The sequence below is a fragment of the Oceanobacillus halophilus genome, assembly GCF_003628505.1.
Lineage (GTDB): Bacteria > Bacillota > Bacilli > Bacillales > Amphibacillaceae > Oceanobacillus > Oceanobacillus halophilus.
Genome location: NZ_RBZP01000021.1, coordinates 1 through 18,747 on the forward strand (window position 1 = coordinate 1; position 18,747 = coordinate 18,747).

At 37.3% G+C, this 18,747-nt stretch carries 21 protein-coding genes and 1 riboswitch; of the genes, 19 read left to right on the plus strand and 2 right to left on the minus strand.

The genetic code is table 11. The features are described from left to right. The first annotated feature begins 367 nt into the window (after positions 1-367). The gene (gene ald, locus D8M06_RS16795) at positions 368-1,480 is read left to right on the plus strand and encodes an alanine dehydrogenase (protein ID WP_121205743.1); all 1,113 of its coding nucleotides are present in this window, start codon (positions 368-370) and stop codon (positions 1,478-1,480) included. Between the two features lie 209 nt (positions 1,481-1,689). On the opposite strand, the gene D8M06_RS16800 is transcribed toward ald, so the two are convergent. Next, entirely contained in the window at positions 1,690-2,787 is a 1,098-nt protein-coding gene (locus D8M06_RS16800; RefSeq protein WP_121205744.1) for a M24 family metallopeptidase, read from the minus strand. 148 nt (positions 2,788-2,935) lie between these two features. Here D8M06_RS16800 and D8M06_RS16805 point away from each other — a divergent pair, with 148 nt between their 5' ends. The 6 genes from D8M06_RS16805 to D8M06_RS16830 all read left to right on the plus strand — a co-directional run bounded on the left by D8M06_RS16805 (position 2,936) and on the right by D8M06_RS16830 (position 7,722). After that, positions 2,936-3,454, plus strand: a complete 519-nt coding sequence (locus D8M06_RS16805) for a DUF4178 domain-containing protein (protein ID WP_121205797.1) — start codon at positions 2,936-2,938, stop codon at positions 3,452-3,454. A gap of 13 nt (positions 3,455-3,467) precedes the next feature. Further along, positions 3,468-4,133: a PspA/IM30 family protein gene (locus tag D8M06_RS16810; RefSeq protein ID WP_121205745.1), complete on the plus strand. Its 666-nt coding sequence runs from the start codon at positions 3,468-3,470 to the stop codon at positions 4,131-4,133. Positions 4,134-4,234: 101 nt separating this feature from the next. Continuing rightward, a complete protein-coding gene (locus D8M06_RS16815) occupies positions 4,235-4,903 on the plus strand; it encodes a DUF4247 domain-containing protein (RefSeq protein WP_121205746.1) in 669 nt (222 codons plus the stop codon). Between the two features lie 15 nt (positions 4,904-4,918). After that, a complete protein-coding gene (locus tag D8M06_RS16820) occupies positions 4,919-5,314 on the plus strand; it encodes a DUF350 domain-containing protein (protein ID WP_121205747.1) in 396 nt (131 codons plus the stop codon). Positions 5,315-5,407: 93 nt separating this feature from the next. After that, positions 5,408-6,964, plus strand: a complete 1,557-nt coding sequence (locus D8M06_RS16825) for a polyamine aminopropyltransferase (protein ID WP_121205748.1) — start codon at positions 5,408-5,410, stop codon at positions 6,962-6,964. 77 nt (positions 6,965-7,041) lie between these two features. After that, entirely contained in the window at positions 7,042-7,722 is a 681-nt protein-coding gene (locus D8M06_RS16830; protein ID WP_121205749.1) for a metal-dependent hydrolase, read from the plus strand. A 34-nt stretch (positions 7,723-7,756) separates the two neighbouring features. Here the strand turns inward: D8M06_RS16830 and D8M06_RS16835 are convergent, their stop codons facing one another. After that, entirely contained in the window at positions 7,757-8,572 is an 816-nt protein-coding gene (locus D8M06_RS16835) for a PulJ/GspJ family protein (protein WP_121205750.1), read from the minus strand. 62 nt (positions 8,573-8,634) lie between these two features. On the opposite strand from D8M06_RS16835, the gene D8M06_RS16840 reads away from it, so the two are divergent. From D8M06_RS16840 to D8M06_RS16895, 12 genes are all read left to right on the plus strand, one after another. After that, positions 8,635-9,051, plus strand: coding sequence for a type II secretion system protein (locus tag D8M06_RS16840; protein WP_121205751.1), 417 nt, complete (start codon positions 8,635-8,637; stop codon positions 9,049-9,051). Continuing rightward, on the plus strand, positions 9,035-9,481 hold the full coding sequence (locus D8M06_RS16845; RefSeq protein WP_147404992.1) for a hypothetical protein: 447 nt from the start codon (positions 9,035-9,037) through the stop codon (positions 9,479-9,481). The genes D8M06_RS16840 and D8M06_RS16845 overlap by 17 nt, the downstream gene beginning before the upstream one ends. A gap of 1 nt (position 9,482) precedes the next feature. After that, the gene (locus tag D8M06_RS16850) at positions 9,483-11,108 is read left to right on the plus strand and encodes a GspE/PulE family protein (RefSeq protein ID WP_194074650.1); all 1,626 of its coding nucleotides are present in this window, start codon (positions 9,483-9,485) and stop codon (positions 11,106-11,108) included. A gap of 15 nt (positions 11,109-11,123) precedes the next feature. Beyond that, on the plus strand, positions 11,124-12,167 hold the full coding sequence (locus D8M06_RS16855; protein WP_277749492.1) for a type IV pilus twitching motility protein PilT: 1,044 nt from the start codon (positions 11,124-11,126) through the stop codon (positions 12,165-12,167). 3 nt (positions 12,168-12,170) lie between these two features. Then, positions 12,171-13,367, plus strand: a complete 1,197-nt coding sequence (locus D8M06_RS16860; RefSeq protein WP_121205754.1) for a type II secretion system F family protein — start codon at positions 12,171-12,173, stop codon at positions 13,365-13,367. Between the two features lie 76 nt (positions 13,368-13,443). Continuing rightward, positions 13,444-13,527: riboswitch (cyclic di-GMP riboswitch) on the plus strand. A gap of 39 nt (positions 13,528-13,566) precedes the next feature. Then, positions 13,567-13,959 (plus strand): competence type IV pilus major pilin ComGC, encoded by a 393-nt coding sequence (locus D8M06_RS16865; RefSeq protein ID WP_121205755.1) that lies wholly within the window; start codon positions 13,567-13,569, stop codon positions 13,957-13,959. 308 nt (positions 13,960-14,267) lie between these two features. After that, positions 14,268-15,023 carry a prepilin peptidase gene (locus D8M06_RS16870; RefSeq protein WP_121205756.1) on the plus strand — a complete coding sequence of 252 codons (756 nt, stop codon included), beginning with the start codon at positions 14,268-14,270 and terminating at the stop codon, positions 15,021-15,023. Positions 15,024-15,050: 27 nt separating this feature from the next. Beyond that, positions 15,051-15,959 (plus strand): type IV pilus biogenesis protein PilM, encoded by a 909-nt coding sequence (pilM, locus tag D8M06_RS16875; RefSeq protein WP_121205757.1) that lies wholly within the window; start codon positions 15,051-15,053, stop codon positions 15,957-15,959. Positions 15,960-15,965: 6 nt separating this feature from the next. Beyond that, positions 15,966-16,505 (plus strand): hypothetical protein, encoded by a 540-nt coding sequence (locus D8M06_RS16880; RefSeq protein ID WP_121205758.1) that lies wholly within the window; start codon positions 15,966-15,968, stop codon positions 16,503-16,505. Next, positions 16,498-17,034 carry a hypothetical protein gene (locus tag D8M06_RS16885; RefSeq protein WP_121205759.1) on the plus strand — a complete coding sequence of 179 codons (537 nt, stop codon included), beginning with the start codon at positions 16,498-16,500 and terminating at the stop codon, positions 17,032-17,034. The genes D8M06_RS16880 and D8M06_RS16885 overlap by 8 nt, the downstream gene beginning before the upstream one ends. Positions 17,035-17,122: 88 nt before the next feature. Beyond that, positions 17,123-17,350 carry a hypothetical protein gene (locus D8M06_RS16890; RefSeq protein ID WP_121205760.1) on the plus strand — a complete coding sequence of 76 codons (228 nt, stop codon included), beginning with the start codon at positions 17,123-17,125 and terminating at the stop codon, positions 17,348-17,350. 70 nt (positions 17,351-17,420) lie between these two features. Further along, positions 17,421-18,728 (plus strand): DRTGG domain-containing protein, encoded by a 1,308-nt coding sequence (locus D8M06_RS16895; RefSeq protein ID WP_121205761.1) that lies wholly within the window; start codon positions 17,421-17,423, stop codon positions 18,726-18,728. The last annotated feature ends 19 nt before the right edge of the window (positions 18,729-18,747 follow it).

The window sequence follows — 18,747 nt, forward strand, 5'->3', positions numbered from 1 at the left end:
ATTAGCGAAGGAAATACACGGAGACTCCTTGAAAAAAGAAGACCACTTTTTTCTGCGTGCGATGTTTCGCTGCCGAAGCGTTCCTTGTCCTGCGGGAAGTAGAGCATCGGTGAGACTGCGTAGTGCGACAGCACGAAGGAGGCTCACCAGCTCCCCGCGGAAAGCGGAGTGTATTTCCGTAGCGATTGTGAAGAACTATTTTTAATTGAATAAATCAGGTGTTTCTAACAAGAGTACACTTAATAAGCAATGAATTATGCAAAAAGCTCATTAAATAATAACAATAATAGTGTGTTTTAATCGTACGTTTGATACAATAGAGTTAATAAATTTGTCATATTTTAACAGTGGGTATAGGGGGATGTTTATGAAAATAGGGGTACCAAAGGAAATTATGAATAGTGAAAACCGTGTAGCAATAGCACCGTCTGGTGTTCTCACATTGATAAGTGCAGGGCATGAGGTGTTTGTTGAAACTGGTGCAGGGCTGGGTTCCAGTTTTACAGATGATCAATACGCAGAAGCGGGAGCTATGATTGTTTCGAGTGCTGATGAGGCATGGGGACAAGAAATGGTAATGAAGGTAAAAGAGCCGCTTCCGGAAGAGTATAAATATTTTTATGAAGGGTTAATCTTATTTACCTATTTACATTTGGCAAATGAACCAGGGTTAACGAAAGCGTTAATTGAACATAAAGTAATTGGTATTGCATATGAGACGGTGCAATTGCCAAATGGCTCTTTGCCACTGCTTACACCTATGAGTGAAGTTGCAGGTCGTATGGCAACGCAGGTAGGGGCACAGTACTTAGAGAAGCCAAAAGGTGGAAAGGGCGTTTTGCTTTCTGGCATCCCTGGAGTAAAACGCGGAAAAGTAACCATTATTGGCGGTGGCGGTGTTGGGACCAATGCTGCGAAAATAGCAATTGGATTAGGAGCTGACGTAACGATCATAGACTTAAATCCTGAGCGTCTTCGTCAATTAGATGACCTTTTTGGTGCTTCCGTTAATACATTGATATCTAATTCCTTAAATATCAGTGAGTCTGTTGTAGAATCTGATCTAGTCATTGGTTCGGTATTGATTCCAGGCGCTAAGGCTCCGCAATTAGTAACCGAAGAAATGGTTAAAAAGATGAAGGATGGCTCTGTAATCGTGGACGTAGCCATTGATCAAGGCGGGAATTTTGAGACCAGTGATCGAATCACAACGCATGATAATCCAACGTACGTTAAACATGGTGTGGTCCATTACACGGTTGCTAATATGCCGGGTGCTGTACCGCGGACATCTACCATTGGATTGACTAATGTTACGGTCCCATATGCTTTACAGTTAGCAAATAAGGGGTATAAAAAAGCTTGTATAGACAATCAAGCTTTATTGAAGGGAATTAACACGTTGGATGGTTATGTTACTTTTAAAGCAGTAGCAGAAGCACATGGCGTGAAATATAGTGAAGCACAGTCATTACTGTAATAAGTATTAAAAAAGGGAAGCCGGTATAACACCGATTTCCCTTTCTTCATTTGATCGTGTATTTCCGTGCGGGCAAACGCTGAAATCATCTTTATGTCGGATTCTATCATCTTACTAAGTCATTATTTTTCTTGGGTGTTAGTAAATCATTAAATAATTTAAACTAGTTCATTCAGAAAAGGACGATCGAATGCGAGTTTTTCTTATTATCAATCAATAATCTGTAATTCTTTCGGATAGTTTGTTAAAAGAGTAGGACCTGTTTCTTTCATGAATACCATGTCCTCGATTCGAACACCTCCAATATTTGGGATGTAGATTCCTGGTTCAATGGTAAAGCACATTCCTGCTTGTACTTGGAGCGTATTATTACTATGCATAGAAGGATATTCATGGGTTTCAATCCCTAATCCATGTCCAATGCGGTGAGTGAAATACTCACCATAGCCAGCATTTGTAATAATATCTCTAGCAATTTTATCTAATTTTCCAACCTCTGTTCCTAACTTAGATGTTTCTATAGCCTTTTGCTCAGCTTCCAGAACCGTCTGGTAAATCTTCTTCTGTTCATTTGTCACAGATTTATAGGCAACTGTTCGAGTAATATCGGAGCAGTAACCTTCATGTATAACACCTAAATCAAACAAAACAAGATCCCCAGCAGTTATCTTTTTTGAGGAAGGTGTTCCGTGAGGAGAGGCGGTCTTGGAACCGGAAAGTGCCATGGTTGAAAAAGACATCCCCTGAACTCCTTGTTTTTTAAGTTCATATTCAATGGTTGCAATAAGTTCCATTTCACTAATTCCTTCTTGAATTGCGTTTACACCTGTTTCAATTCCGAAGTCTGCGAGTTCCGCTGCTTCTTTAAGACGATTATGCTCATTATCGCTTTTAATCACACGTGATTTAGCTAACATTTCTTTAGCATTAAATATTTCTGTTTTTGGTAAAATTTCCTGAATCGATTGGAAACGTTCTAAGGTAATATGGTCTTGTTCAATTGCTATGGATTGAGGAATACTTTCATTTTTCTTGAAGTAATTTAATAGTAACTGCCAAGGATTCTCATGATCGTAATAACTAATGATAGGATATGCCCATCCAGCAGTTTTAGCATCCTCTACTTCCATTGCAGGAAGCAAGATCACGGGATCCATCTTTGTACTAATAAACGCAGCTATTACCCGTTCATGAGGCTCGGTATAGTAATTGCTAATATAATAAAAATTTGCTTTAGATGTCACGAGCACACTGTCCAGGTTCGATTTTTTCATTTCTTTCAGTATTTTTTCCACTCTGCTTGCCATGTATCTCACCTCGTTGATAGAATATAAATAGTATATCAGAAGTAACGTTATTCTTTTGAATAAAAAAATTTTCTTTTTTTGAAACCTTTTTTATCATTATACGTAATACAATTAAGACAGGAAAGAAATGAAGATGCGAGGTGAAGATGTGGGGTTGTTTTCAAAATGGTTTTCTAGTAAAAAACAAGATAAACCTGTTCCCAAAGAAAGAAATGCACTATCCATAGAAGTTGGCGATATCATTACTTATGATTTAGTGGATTATGAAGTGGTAGGTAAAATCACTTATCGAGATGGCGGATATGAGTGGCTAAGTTATCAACTATTGGAAGAAGGAGGCCATAACACTATCTGGCTCGCTGCTGAAATGGATGATGAATTAGAACTGGGTATTTATAAACGAGTACAACTACCTGTATCTAAACCATATCCCAAACAACTGGTATATGAGAATAAAACCTACAATAAAGAAGAAGAGGGGAATGCCAGGGTTTTAGGAGAAGGAAGAAGTGCCAATTTACAAGGGATAGAAACTCATTATGCTGATTATACAGATAATGAGGATGAAAGTTTTCTTAGTGTTGAAGCTTGGGGAACCGAAATAGAAGTAAGTGTAGGTTATTCTATTGAGCCATATGAATTAAAAATAATTGCAGGATCATATTAAAGGAGGAAAAGGAATGTTTAAATTTTTCAAACGCGTAAAAACAGTGGTTAGCTCAGAATTAAATTCGGTATTAGATAAAGCAGAGGATCCAGTCAAAATGCTTGATCAGTATATGCGAGATATGGCCGAGGATATACGTGAAGTAGAAGCTGCCGTTGCGAAGCAGATTGCTAATGAAAAAATGCTAAAACGTAAAGCAAATGACGCTAATGCGATGGTTGAAAAACGCATGCAGCAGGCAGAAAAGGCTATTGAATCAGGAAATGATGATTTAGCTCGTCGTGCACTGCAAGACAAGAAAGATCATGAGGCATCTGCTCAGAGCTTAAATGAGTCTTGGGAACGTGCGAAAAAAGATGCAGATATGCTTCGCGATAAATTGGATGAAATGAAGAAAGAATATCAGGAAATGAAACTGAAAAAGGATTCCCTAAAAGCACGTGCTGAATCTGCAAAAACGAGAACGAAAATCAATCGTACGATGTCTGATATTGGTAACGACGAATCCAAACAAGGATTTGAACGTATGGAAGAAAAAGTCATGCAATATGAGGCAGAGGCTGAAACCAGTGAAGACTTATCAAGAGAAAGCCGCACACTCGATGATGAATTTGAAGAGCTTGAAAAAGATGATGTGGATGATGAATTAGCGGCATTAAAAGCGAAACTAGGTAAATAATAAATCCTGTACCCGTTAAGTTTAATGAATGAAGCAAATGGAGCAGTTTAGACTGCTCCATTGCTTTTAATCCTATATTACAAAGGAGAGGGGGGATTTTTTTGCCAAAAAAGTGGATGTTGTTCATCGGACTTATTTTTATGATATTACTCTTAACAGCATGTTCATCACCTATAGATAGAGGAATTCAGCAAGAGTCTGCTGTAACTGCTGCTGACATTCCAAATGAACCATCCCAGAACGACATTAAAAATGCTATTTCTAATAGTCCTAGCAATCAGGTAGATGCTATTATTGCCGCAAATTTTCCTTTAATAGACACGGTGACAGAAGATGGTACCTCTGCCCAAATTTATGCGACAACACAATTTGGTCTCTCTGAATTAAGTTCAGTATTGACTAGTAACGTTCAGCCGGATGAAAAAAGTGAAGTAATTGATGATCAGCAGGTATTTATTTACCCAGATTATTTTGTAACATTAAAGCCAAGTGAAGCAGATGAGGATGTATTATTGATTGAGGTAGCTAGTGAAACATTTGTGGAGAGAAATTACTCACCAAGTTTCCTTCAAACCTATTTTACCATTCGGATGCTGGATAGTTTGTTTGGAAATAATTGGACTAATAGAAGGACTCAGGCCTGTTTAACAGGTGACTGTTACGGAGGATATAGCGGCGGTTCAGCTAAATCAAGTAAAAAATCTATATTTGGGACACCAGGTCGAGGTAGTTCATCCTTTCGCGGTGGTGGAACAGGTTTTGGTAAATAATAAGGAGGTTGAAGAATGGATGCATTAATTGCGACAATTGCTTACTTTGTTATATCGGCAGTGACTGTATTGATTGGGTTATTTATTTTTGAACTTATTACGAAGAAGTATAAGGACTATGAAGAAATTGGAAATGGAAATATAGCCGTAGCCCTATCTGTCGGGGGGAAGGTTATTGGTATAACCATTATTCTGGCATTCGCTATTTATCATAGTACGTATATATATGACACGATTATTTGGGGAGCAGTTGGTATTGTCATACAAATGATTGGTTATCTGCTAGTAGAACTCCTTACAAGGAAGTTCTCTGTTGAAGACCAATTGAAAAATAATAATATTGCTGTAGGTATATTATCACTAAGCGTATCGATTGGACTTGGATTAATTGTAGGGGCATCGATTACATAATAATCAATAAGTTGTAAGTAGTGGCCAGGCGCAATGCTTGGCCTTATTTTTCTATGTGAATGAAGGAATGTCTGTTTTTTGGAGTGAAGCAAGATGAATGATGAAGCGGTACGAAAAAGTAATATTATTTATTGGTCAAGTGGTATTGTCTCCATTTGTGGAATTATTTTTGAGGTATTATTTGGAGCCCTCGGTTCATACATATTAGGGGATGGCGTGAAGCAGTATACTCTGACAATCTCCCTATTCTTAACAGGTATGGGGATTGGGGCTAGCCTAAGTGAAAAAGTAATGAAAAATTTAATCCTAGCCTTTGTTTGGATTGAATTTTCTGTTGGTCTAATTGGTGGCTTTTCCAGTTTTACGATGTTCGGAATAACGGCATTTGCACCTGCTGGAACAGATGCATTTTTCTTGTATTTTATAACGGTACTAATTGGTGCGCTAACAGGTTTTGAACTACCAATTCTAATACGGAAGGCGAATGATATTGGAGTTGAATTAAACCGTAGTACGGCACGGGTATTATTTTCTGATTATGCTGGAGGGCTGATTGGGGGGTTACTCTTTGCTTTCCTTCTGCGTCCGCAGTTTGGATTGGTAAAATCTGCATTCTTTGTTGGAACCATTAATGTCATAATAGCGCTAATCGTACTTTGGTTATTCCGTAAAGAAATAAAGAACTTTATGATTCACGCTGTTGTCGGTGTAATGATCCTTTTAGCGCTAATGATTGGAATTTTTTTTGGAGAAGAAGCAGCGCTTAGTTTTGAACAAAGAATTTACAAAGACCCAATCATTCACATGGAAGAAAGTGCCTATCAAAAAATCATTTTAACCCGGGATTATCACACGGATGATGTGAGATTGTATTTAAATGGCGGTCTGCAACTAAGCTCAGCGGATGAGTATCGCTATCATGAGGTACTCGTTCATCCAGCCATGGTGTATGCGGAAAGTCCTCGTCATGTACTCATACTTGGAGGCGGTGATGGAGTTGCAGCGAAAGAGGTATTGAAATATGAAGACGTAGAGAAAGTTACCTTGGTAGATCTGGATCCCGCAGTTGTCGACTTGGCTAATACGGACAGGCATTTGTTAGAACTAAATGATGGCGTGCTAAAAGATAAAAAGGTGGAAGTCATCCACACCGATGCTTTTCAATTCCTGGAAGAGGAAGATGAAATCTTTGATGTTATTATCGTAGACTTACCAGATCCAAATGATGAAAGCTTGAACAAACTTTATACGTGGGAGTTTTATTCTTTGGTACGGAATCACTTGTCGCCGGATGGAGCGGTAATGATTCAAGCAACAAGTCCTGTATTCGCTAGAGAAGTGTACTGGACGATATCTGAAACCATTGCTTCCACAGGGTTAAATGTTGAAAACCTCCATGTTGATGTACCGAGCTTTGGTAACTGGGGTTTCGTAATGGCTAGCAGAAAAGATATTGATGTGAGTAAGTTAGAGATGGAAGTTCCGACTAGGTTCTTAACGACCGAGTTATTGCCAAGTTTAACAGAATTCGGTAAAGATGAAGATAAAAAGATTCGAAGAGAAAATGGTGAGCTGGTCGAATTGAAGCCAAACACACTTATCGATCCCCATTTAATCGGTATCTATGAAAATTCCTGGGAAAACTACTAAATATTGGAGGATTTGGTTATCCTTTTGTAGAATGAGGGTAGTAAGTAGTAAATACTTTTTGCGAAAGGGAGAGTTTTATGAAGGTATCTTATCATGGACATTCTGTAGTAAAAGTGGAAACTGCAAAACATACGATTCTATTTGATCCGTTTATTAATGGAAACGGGGCTTGTGACTTAGATGCAGGAACGGTTAAAGCGGATGTGATCTTGCTTACACATGCACATAATGATCACGTTGGTGATACCGTAGAAATTGCCAAACGGAACGATGCGCTGGTGGTTGCACCAAATGAACTAGCAAATCACTTAGCAACCAAAGGATTAAAAACTCATCCAATGCATATTGGAGGTTCCAGAGAGTTTGATTTTGGAAAAGTGAAGTTCACCCAAGCCTTTCACGGTTCTTCCTTTACCGAAGAAGATGGAACGATTGTATATGGAGGAATGCCGGGTGGAATTCTTTTAACCGTTGAAGGAAAAACCATTTATCATGTTGGGGACACGGCATTGTTTACCGATTTGAAAATGTATGGTGAAATGAATGATATCGATGTAGCATTTGTTCCAATTGGAGATAACTTCACAATGGGACCAGAAGATGCATTAGTTGCGGCAGATTGGATTAATGCAAAAGTAACGGTGCCCGTTCATTATAATACGTTTCCTGTGATCGAGCAGGATCCGGATGCATTTGTTAGTAAGGTGAAGACTGGTGAGGGTCGTGTGTTGCAAGTTGGGGAAGAATTAGAGTTGTAAAAAAAGCGTGGATACTTACATCCACGCTTTTTTCTTACCATTTTATTTCTTCTTCACATTCATCAATTTCATTAACGTCCAGAACTCTACAAATTGTTCCTTCTACATTAATATTAGCATTCTTTTTCACGTTTTCTTCACTTTCAATATAAAGATTTCCTGTAACATGGATTTCCGATTTATTGTCTACATCAAATGTCCCAATTACATACATGTTTTCGGCAACAATTAATTTGTTCCAGTTCTTAATATGGAAGCCATCAAGGAAGGCTACATTTTTTTTGAATTCGTAAGTACTTCCGCATTTTGCATTGGCTGACTTCCCATTTGCTTTAATGTCTATAAAAGAGTCAAATTTAGTATCGGAGTCAAAGGTACACTTGTAAATATCTTCTCCTTCAATAAAATCTTTTGGAGGTTTGTCTTTATTTAACAATTCTAATCTTAAGGTTTTGCTATTATTTTTTTCAAAGGATGTTTTAATTTCTAACCTTTGGTTGTCCTCATTCGAAGCAATAAGCTTAAACGAGATTGAACTATCTGGTTCAACTTCAAGGCAATTTCCGTCAACAGTTGCATTAGTAACTTCATCTTCATCAAATGAATACTCATACTTTTTATCCTTTATACATAATTTCTCATAGTCTTTTTCAAATTGGTTTCTAAGTTCATTAATGGTAATGTTTGCTTCAGTTGTTAATGAGATCTTATCATGTGACTGTTCTTCACTTCCCAATATTTGAAATATAACAGTAGATGATAATGCAATTACTACAGTAAACAATCCCAAGGCACCTAGCAACTCTACTAAAGTCATTCCTTTTTCATTAAAAAATTGTCGAAATTTCATATTAGCACACCTTATAAAATGATATAATAGGAACAAAGTCATGAATTTTGGAGTGAACTCTATTGTATACCAAATATAAAAAAATAAATAGCAGTGGATTCACCCTTATTGAAATTATAGCATCAATTGCTTTGTTAGGGACTATAGTAGCAGTAATGTTACCTATATTTCCACAAATAATGAGCTGGAATCAGGATAGTGAAAGTGAATTAGTTGCAAGCAATCTGTTAAGTAAAGTAGCTTATGATATTAAAAATGACGAAGCAATTCTGCAATTTATAAAAGATGAAGAAATAGGTGTTTGTGGTGAGGGGACTCCAATATCTTATAGCTACGCCGAGGGTGAGTATAAGGTTGAATTAAATATATGTAAAGAACAAGATAGTCTGAATCTATATCGTACGCGGATAGATATAAAGTTAGATAATAGACCTATTAGTCAATCATTTACGTATGTAAACGGTGAAAATAATGATTAAATTAAAAGATGAAAAAGGCGCAGCATTAGTACTTACTATTTTAATTATTACTTTGTTGATGGTTACTATTTTAGGATTGTTTAAACAGGTTACTAATACAACGAAACAAATAACGACAATGGAAAAAGATATAGTATCCCAACATATTGCTGAAATGGGAGTAGATTATTATCATGCATACACAGAATCTTTTCTGCCTAATACTATTTCCGATATTAGTAAAATAACTTTACCGGATATTGATATACAAGAAAAAGTAATTTTAGATTCTCAAAAGAATTTTGTATTTTGGATTGAGAGTCATGAACTTGATCCGGAATCATCGGAAGAGAATATTATCATCAACTTTACTAGTATTGGCGAGGCATATGGAAAAACAACTACCATTGATTCGTCTGTGACAATAAATATAGCAGAAAGTGGTGAGTAAATTGATCCAAAGAAAACGCCTAGGGGATCTCCTCCAAGACGCAGGACTTGTTTCTGAAGAACAGGTTGAAACGGCACTTGAAAATAAAAAAGAAAATCAGAAACTTGGGGACACACTACTTGAATTAGGCTACATAACAGAGCAGCAATTGATTGAAGTATTGGAATTTCAATTGGGAATTCCTCATGTATCATTGTATCGCTATCCGATTGATGAGAATGTACTCGGTTTTGTTTCTAAGGAAATGGCGCAGAAGAACTTTGTGATGCCACTACAAATCAAAGACAATGAACTGATAGTGGCGATGAAAGACCCGATGGATTATTATGTCATTGATGATTTAGAATTATCTACGGGAGTTAGTATTTCTCCAGTTATAGCTGCAAAAGATGATATTTTATATGCCATCAATAAGTATTATTTTAAAAATGATTCGGAAGCTATTCTTGATACTGAAAATGAAGGAGACGAAGCACCGGTCATTCAGTTGCTGGACCAGCTACTAACAACCGGTGTTCAATTACGTGCAAGTGATATTCATATTGATCCGCAAGAGGCAAGTGTCCATGTACGTTATCGAATTGATGGACAGTTGCAGACAGAAAAAATTGTTTCCAAACAGATGCAAAATTCATTAATAGCAAGGATAAAGATTCTTGCGGATCTTGACATAACAAGGACAAGGCTTCCCCAAGATGGTCGAATTAAAACAACAGTAGGGGTGACACCTGTTGATCTCCGGATTTCTATTCTTCCAACTGTCTATGGGGAAAAAGTGGTCATTCGTATACTAGATCTATCGAGTACGTTGCTTGATTTAAGTGAACTGGATTTTTCAGAAGAAAATAAAGATAAATTCACGAAGCTAATCAGTCAGCCATCTGGTCTTGTATTACTGACAGGTCCAACAGGTTCAGGTAAATCAACCACATTGTATGCTGCAATGAATGAACTGAATCAAGAGAATGTTAATATTATTACAGTTGAAGATCCGGTAGAATACCAATTGGAAGGCATTAATCAAGTTCAAGTAAACAGTAGAGTCGGATTAACTTTTGCAGAAGGGTTGCGCTCCATTCTTAGACAGGATCCAAATATCGTGATGGTTGGGGAAATCCGTGACCATGAAACAGCGGAAATTTCTATCCGAGCGTCGCTCACTGGACATCTTGTATTCAGTACCCTTCACACGAATAGTGCGGTAGATACTATTCCGCGATTATTTGATATGGGAATCGAACCGTACTTGGTTGTATCTTCTTTATCAGGTATCGTTGCACAACGTTTAGTTAGAAAAATATGCAGGGATTGTCAAACGGAAAGAGAATTAACCGAAATGGAAAGAGATATCTTTCAGAGAAATGGTGTACAGGCAGAATACGTTTATTATGGGAAGGGCTGCAGTGTATGCCATCAAAAAGGGTATCGAGGAAGATTGGCTGTACATGAAGTTTTATATTTAGATGGGGAGATTAAAAGGATGCTATTGAACCATGCTTCCATGGCAGACATTCGTGACTATGCCAAATCCCAGGGCATGTCTTTTTTGATGCAGGACGGCTTAGAAAAGGTGAAATCCGGATTAACAACCATGGATGAAATTATGCAGGTTTCCATATCGGAATAAGGGGGAATACAACAAGTGAAACAAACTTTCGACAATTGGTTAATGAAAGCATGTAATAAGAATGCCTCCGATGTTCATTTAACAGTAGGGAAAGCCCCAATTTTTCGTATTAATGGAAATTTATTGGAACAGAGGGACGAACCTGTTTTGAACCCTGAGGATACAAAAAAAGTAGTACATGCTATCGTATCACCAGAATTAATACAAAAACTCGAGGAAAAGCGGGAGCTTGATTTTTCTTATGGAATTGCAGGAGTATCTCGCTTTCGAATGAACGTCTTCTTTCAGCGTGGGGAATTGTCGTTAGCTATCCGGACAATCCCTTCTAGCATTCCTACCATTGAGGAACTGCAATTACCCTATGTAACCAAGGAAATTATGCATTATCCCCAAGGACTTGTTCTAGTTACTGGGCCAACTGGAAGCGGTAAAAGTACCACGTTGGCATCTATGATACATTATATGAACCAGGTAATGGAAAATCATATTATCACTTTGGAAGATCCAATCGAATACATGCATAAGCACCATAAATCGATTATTGATCAAAGGGAAATAGGTTTTGATACGACTTCTTTCTCATCAGGGTTAAGAGCAAGTTTACGTCAAGATCCAGATGTCATCTTAGTTGGGGAGATGCGTGATTTAGATACTATCTCAACGGCGATAACAGCTGCAGAAACAGGGCATCTTGTATTAGGAACCTTGCATACTACGGATGCCGTATCAACCATCGAGCGAATCATAGATGTGTTTCCTGCAGAGCAGCAAACGCAAATTCGTATCCAACTATCGACCATTTTAAGAGCAGTTATTTCTCAGCGATTGCTTATAACGAAAGATAGAACGGGGAGAACAGTTGCTACCGAAGTATTAATGAATACATCTGCGGTAAAAAATTTAATCAGAAATGAAAAATTACATCAAGTACAAAATGTCTTGCAAACCTCAAGAGAACAAGGGATGCACACGTTAGAAATGGATTTAAGACGGTTGATTCAACAAGACCAAATAACGTACGAAACAGCTGCACCGTTTTTGAACGAAAGGAATTACTAAGAAATGAATTTTCAATATAGTGGAAAGCGAATTTCTGGTCAGAAGATAAAAGGAAAGATCGATGCTGATTCCAAAGCTGTTGCATTACGGGAATTAGAGAATAATGGACTTATTATCTTTGAAATAGAAGAAACCAAACCTTGGAATAAAGATATCATTTTAAATAAATCAGTAAAAGTAAAAGACTTTGTTGTGTTTTTACGTCAATATGCGACACTAATACGTGCCGGCATTTCTATTTCCGATTCAACAAAAACGATGATGGAGCAGACGGAAAATTATGCTTTAAGAACGGCTTTAACTGATATAGACAAGCAGCTGGACCAAGGAGTTGCACTCTCGAAAGCTGCAGAGCGCCATCCAAAGGTATTTCCATCTCTACTAATTAATATCATCCATGCTGGTGAAGCAAGCGGTAAATTGGACGAGATATTAAATGAGATGGCTGATTACTATGAGAAAGAATATCGTAATAAGCAAAAAGTTATTTCCGCACTTATGTATCCGAGCGTGGTAGGTATCATTACGATTCTTTTAAGTATCTTTTTACTAGTGTTTATTGTACCAACATTTGTTAATATGTTTGGTTCCATGGGGGAGGAAGTTCCAGCCTATACCCAGTTCGTTTTAAGCATAAGTGATTTTGCTGGTAAATATTGGTGGGTGTTGTTTGCACTCGTTGCACTAGTAGCCATTTTATACAAATATTTCATCCAATATGAAAGCTTTGCATATCGAATGGATGTAATAAAAATGCGATTCCCGCTACTTGGGGTTTTGGTCCATAAAGGTGCACTAGTGCGAATGACGCAAACGCTTAGTACATTAGTAAATAGTTCCGTACCCATCCTTCAGTCCATTGAAATCACAGAAAAAGTAGTGAGTAATCGTGTGATTTCAGAAGTACTTAGTGAAGCAAGGGATTCCCTTACATCAGGAGAGTCCATCTCCAAACCAATGAAATCTCATTGGGCCTTTCCAGCGCTGGTAGTCCAAATGATTCAGATTGGAGAAAGAACTGGTAATTTGGACCACATGCTGACAAAATCAGCTGAATTTTATGAAGAAGAAGTTAACCAATTATCTGATCGTATCAAAACATTGATAGAACCGCTGATGATTATTATCTTAACCGTTTTAGTTGGTGGGATTATCGCTGCGGTAGTTTTACCGATGTTTAGCATGTTTGAAACGCTTTAAAAAAAAGACCAAAATCTGACATAAAATAATTGTAGAAATTTGTAGGTGTTTCGTATATAATTTAGATGTAAATAGGAAAAAAGTAGGAAGCGATGATAGATTACCTCTATTTGGGCACTTGGGTAGTCTGGAGCAAGTAGTGCAACCGGCCGACTTCATACTTTATAGATTTACACAAAAAGAGAGGAGTCGATTTTTTATGTTCAAACGCATGAAAAAGATGTTAAAGAAAGAAAAAGGATTTACGTTAGTTGAGTTATTGGCTGTTATTGCTATACTGGGGATTATTGTGGCGATTGCAGTGCCTACTATTGGAAATTTAATTACTAATTCAGAGACTAAAGCGAAGGACGCCAATGAAGAACTATTTGAAAATGCAGCAAGACTGGCATATACAGCTGGATATAATACTGAAGCAACTCAATATACTTTAAGCGAATTAGTAGATGCAGGATATCTTGATGAAATTCCAAATGTTCCGGGAACAGATTCTAAATATGACGCAGGTGTGGAAATTAAAGACGGAAGTGATGCTAATGGTGGTAAAGTATTTGAATTTGATGATAGCATAGATGATGATGGAGTAGAGTAACTGATTAACAAAATTAATTTGTTATAAAGAGGCTAGGACATAACTAAAGTGCTCAAATCAAAAGCACGAACAATGTGCTATTTAGCGTAGGAAATATACGTAGACTCCTGCGGGATGATTGGCCTAGATGAGACACCGTAGTGCGATAGCACGAAGGAGGCTCATCAGCCGCCCGCGGAAAGCGAAGTATATTTCCGGAGCGGTATTATGCACGATCCAATCATGTTCGTTTTTGGCTTGATAAAATACTTTTGTCCCAGCCTCTTTATAAGTTTTAATGTATTTTATTTTGGTGGGAGCGAATTAAAATGTATTTTATGTTAATCCTATATATCTTCCTCCTCGGCCTCATCCTCGGCTCTTTCTTCAACGTAGTTGGCCTACGACTTCCCAAAAAAATACCCTTCGCCAATGATCGTTCTGCATGTCCACATTGTCATCAACAACTTTCATGGTATGAAAACATTCCTCTATTATCTTTTATCCTTCAACGAGGAAGATGCCGACATTGTCATGGGAAAATTTCAATTATTTACCCAATAGTGGAACTATTAACAGGGATCCTTTTTGCCTTAAGCTTTCATATTATCGGTTTTCAATTAGAATTAATTACTGCTTTGTTACTTGTTTCCATGCTAATGATTATCTTTGTATCCGATATCAAATACATGTTAATTCCTAATAAAATATTTCTATTCTTCTTACCTCTTTTCATCATTATGAGAATAATGGTCCCGCTTCAGCCATGGTGGTCGTCTGTACTAGGTGCTATCATTGGTTTTGGACTTTTAGCTGTTATTATTATAATAAGTCGTGGTGGAATGGGTGCGGGGGATATGAAACTCTTTGGAGTCCTCGGTATGGTGCTTGGTTTTGAAAAGGTTTTGCTAGCATTCTTTCTATCGTGTATGATAGGTGCACTGATTGGTATTCTATTGCTTTTATTTAAGATCGTAGGACGAAAGCAGCCGGTACCATTTGGTCCTTATATTGTTTTCGCAGCACTTATTACATATTTGTATGGGGATGCTATACTGAATTGGTATTTTTATTTATTATTATAGATTTTTATGATTAAAAGAGGTGACAGCATGGGATTCATGAACAATGGCAGAGTAAATATGGTGATTACAAATTATGTATTACGATATTCTTATCACAAAACCAATACATTAGATAGCTTAGTTGAACATGGTGAAATTGAGATACCAACAGATACGGTGAAGGATGGAAAATTGGTCAATAAAGCCGTATTAACAGAAGTGATAAATCAGCTGTTACACAAGCATAAATGGAAACGAAAAAAGCTCTTTTTTGCTACACCAGATGATACGGTGGTAATCAGAAAAATTCAGATTCCTATATCGTTAACAAAAGAGGAAGCGAAGAGTTATATCCGGACACAAATCGGCAATCAGGTTTATTTACCTTTCGCTAATCCGAGTATTGATATCGAACTACTGGATGCAGATGAGACAAATCAAAACGTCCTTTTATTTGCCTACCCAAAAGAGAAATTGCTTGAATATAGTGATGCTTTTGAGTCAGCTGGACTAAAACCGATGGCAGCTGATTTAACATCCTTATCTGTGTACCGGTATTATTATCATGTTATATCCAAAGAAAAAGACCATGTGCTACTTGTTCACTGGAATAAAGATGCATTGATCTTAACGGTATTTCAGAATCACAAAGCAATTTTCACGAGACACTTAAAAACTTCTAGCATTCCAGACGAAGTGAATGAAGAGGTATTATCGCAACATGTTGGTGAATATGTTATTGAAATTAACCGTATTATTGATTTCTATCGTTATTCTATTACCAAAGGACAATTTCAAATAAATCAACTGCTATTATCTGGAGACTTTCCACACTTATCTAAAGTAAAGGAGCGTTTAAGTGAACAGGTGGAAATTCCGATTGAAAGTTTTGATCAAGAAGAGTTACAGGCAAAATATGTTGACGTGCTAGGCTTAGCATTGAAAAAGGATGTGTAAGAAAGCATGAATACAGAAATTAACTTTCTAGAAAAAGCACCGAATAAGTATAATCGGTATCTTTGGTTTGGTATTATATTTTTTTTATTGCTCTTTCTTGCAGTAGGCTTGTTGTTCTATCAGAAAAATTTGTTAACTACTGATATGGAAACATTAGAAGATAGAAAAACTGAGATAGAATTAGAACTTACGGAATTTCAAAAAGAGTTTTCAGGAAAACGTGAACTTCAAGAATTACAGCAGGAAGTTGCAAATTTACAGGATAATTCATTTCCAACTGTAGCTCTCTACCAGGAAATGTTAGGTTTATTTGAAGCGGAACAGATGACGGGATATGACTTTTCCGGTGGAACCGAACTTATTATCGATGCAACTTTTCCTTCATTGGATGATGTGGCTGATTATATAAGCTCGCTCTTAGAAAATACCTATGTTACCAATACGGAGCTAACTAGTGTTAACCATTTGGAAGATACATACGAAGCAACATTAACAATCACGGTGAATCAAGGTCGTTTTGTAGAGGAGTTAGGAACAGATGATTAAAAACTGGTCAAAAAAACTGACGTATCTTTTAATTGGTGTCATCCTATCTATTCTTATTATATATGGGATATCCTATCTCTCTATAATAAAACCTTTACAAGCAGAGAAGTCAGCAATAAATCAACAAGTTTCGATGTATGAGAAGCAATTGGATTCCGTTTCGAATCAAACAACCGAGAGTTTAGATGATGATTTGATAGAAGTTGCAGAGAAGGTACCAAAGCAACCCTATCCAGATGAGGTAATAAGAGATATCAGACAAATATCGAGTTCTACTAATGTAGTGATCGATTACTTAGCATCAAGTGAGTCGTCTGGACCGGGGGACGGGGAAGAGGAGGAGTCTTCATCTATCCTTGAAAAATCTTATACGCTTGACGCAACTGCTACTAACGTAGAGGATTTGAATGACTTTATGAATCAATTAATCACACAAGAACGGCTAATGACCATTGATACGATAAGTCTGCAACAAGCGGAAAATGATGTTTTTCTCACTATTTCATTTACAACCTTTTACACGGGATAGTTCTTCACGAAATAAGGACTATCCCTTTTCCATTGTTCTTAATAGATGCATCCTTTCATATTTATTATAATAGAAAGGAGGAATACTTATGAAAAACTACGCCATCCTTCGTTTACTACTTGCTGGCTTTTTCCTATATGTTGCTTGGCCGGTGTTTCCTTATGCGCAAACAACGCTTGAACAAGTCTTCTGGGGAGGTTGGCTTGTCTTTTTACTTTTAGTTGTAGGGGCTAATTTTGCTACACTTTTACAAATGACTCAGCCTCCTGTAATGGAACAGGAAGAAATTAGGGAAAGACAAGTTGATATGCATTGAGTTTATCTCCATTCAGCTGTATAATAAAATTGTAAAAGTGATATAGTACAGTTGAGGACTGGTGAAGCAAATGGCAACGAAACACGAACAAATTATTCAACACATCCTATCACTGGAAGTGGGACATAAGATTTCTGTACGGCAAATTGCTAAAGAGTTAAATGTAAGTGATGGAACTGCTTATCGGGCTATTAAAGATGCTGAAAATCAAGGATTAGTTAGTACCATAGAACGAGTAGGGACCATTCGAATCGAACGCAAGAAAAAAGAAAACTTTGAACGTCTTACTTTTGCAGAGGTCGTCAATATCATTGATGGACAAGTGCTAGGAGGACGAGATGGCCTTTATAAGACGCTAAGTAAATTCGTTATTGGTGCAATGCAGCTGGAAGCAATGATGCGCTATACCGAAGCAGGATCCTTGCTTATTGTTGGTAACCGAATTAAAGCGCATGAACTTGCTTTAAATGAAGGCGCAGCTGTCTTGATAACAGGTGGATTTGACACGGAAGAACATATAAAAAAGTTAGCAGATGAGAAAGAACTTCCAATTATTTCTACAAGTTATGATACGTTTACAGTGGCAGCAATGATTAACCGGGCCATTTATGACCAATTAATTAAAAAAGAGATTATTTTTGTCGGGGATATTGCAACAACTATTGAAGAAACAAGCTATATTAAATCAAAAGAAACAATTGCCAGATGGTATGAATTAAATGAGAAATCTGGTCATTCTCGATTTCCAATCGTAGATGAGAAGATGCGTGTGATTGGGATGGTATCTTCTAAAGATATCGTAGGAAAAGATAAAAATATTGTCATTGATCGGGTAATGAGCAAAAAACCATTAGTCGTTCAGTCAAAAACCTCCCTTGCTTCCGTTTCGCATACGATGGTTTGGGAAGGAATTGAGGTTGTTCCGGTTGTGGATAATTCAGGGATGCTTCAAGGAGTTGTCTCCAGGCAGGATGTGTTGAAAGCTTTACAGCAGATTCAGCGGCAGCCGCAAGTTGGTGAAACAATTGATGACATTGTTTCACGAAACCTGCAAGCAACTGAAGAGGATGAGACCGTGTTCGAAACGGAAATCACGCCACAAATGACCAACCAATTAGGTACATTGTCTAATGGAGTTTTTACTGCACTTATTACGGAGGCAAGCTCTCGTTTATTGCAGCAGGATAGAAAAGCAGATATAACCATTGAAAATCTTACGGTGTACTTTAATAAACCGGTTCAGATTGAAAGTATTCTAACAATCAAGCCGACACTGCTTGATGCAGGACGTTTATATGCCAAAATCGATGTAGAAGTATTCAACGGCCGCAAATTAGTCGGAAAAGGACTCATCATGGCTCAATTAATTAATCGCTAGCATGGTGATTTTATAGACC

Coding starts and splice junctions, on each gene's coding strand:
- D8M06_RS16885 (WP_121205759.1), top strand. CDS start 16,498: ATGATTAAAAACTGGTCAAAAAAACTGACGTATCTTTTAATTGGTGTC.
- D8M06_RS16895 (WP_121205761.1), top strand. CDS start 17,421: ATGGCAACGAAACACGAACAAATTATTCAACACATCCTATCACTGGAA.
- D8M06_RS16800 (WP_121205744.1), bottom strand. CDS start 2,787: ATGGCAAGCAGAGTGGAAAAAATACTGAAAGAAATGAAAAAATCGAAC.
- D8M06_RS16865 (WP_121205755.1), top strand. CDS start 13,567: ATGTTCAAACGCATGAAAAAGATGTTAAAGAAAGAAAAAGGATTTACG.
- D8M06_RS16830 (WP_121205749.1), top strand. CDS start 7,042: ATGAAGGTATCTTATCATGGACATTCTGTAGTAAAAGTGGAAACTGCA.
- D8M06_RS16860 (WP_121205754.1), top strand. CDS start 12,171: ATGAATTTTCAATATAGTGGAAAGCGAATTTCTGGTCAGAAGATAAAA.
- D8M06_RS16880 (WP_121205758.1), top strand. CDS start 15,966: ATGAATACAGAAATTAACTTTCTAGAAAAAGCACCGAATAAGTATAAT.
- pilM (WP_121205757.1), top strand. CDS start 15,051: ATGGGATTCATGAACAATGGCAGAGTAAATATGGTGATTACAAATTAT.
- D8M06_RS16820 (WP_121205747.1), top strand. CDS start 4,919: ATGGATGCATTAATTGCGACAATTGCTTACTTTGTTATATCGGCAGTG.
- D8M06_RS16870 (WP_121205756.1), top strand. CDS start 14,268: ATGTATTTTATGTTAATCCTATATATCTTCCTCCTCGGCCTCATCCTC.
- D8M06_RS16810 (WP_121205745.1), top strand. CDS start 3,468: ATGTTTAAATTTTTCAAACGCGTAAAAACAGTGGTTAGCTCAGAATTA.
- ald (WP_121205743.1), top strand. CDS start 368: ATGAAAATAGGGGTACCAAAGGAAATTATGAATAGTGAAAACCGTGTA.
- D8M06_RS16825 (WP_121205748.1), top strand. CDS start 5,408: ATGAATGATGAAGCGGTACGAAAAAGTAATATTATTTATTGGTCAAGT.
- D8M06_RS16890 (WP_121205760.1), top strand. CDS start 17,123: ATGAAAAACTACGCCATCCTTCGTTTACTACTTGCTGGCTTTTTCCTA.
- D8M06_RS16835 (WP_121205750.1), bottom strand. CDS start 8,572: ATGAAATTTCGACAATTTTTTAATGAAAAAGGAATGACTTTAGTAGAG.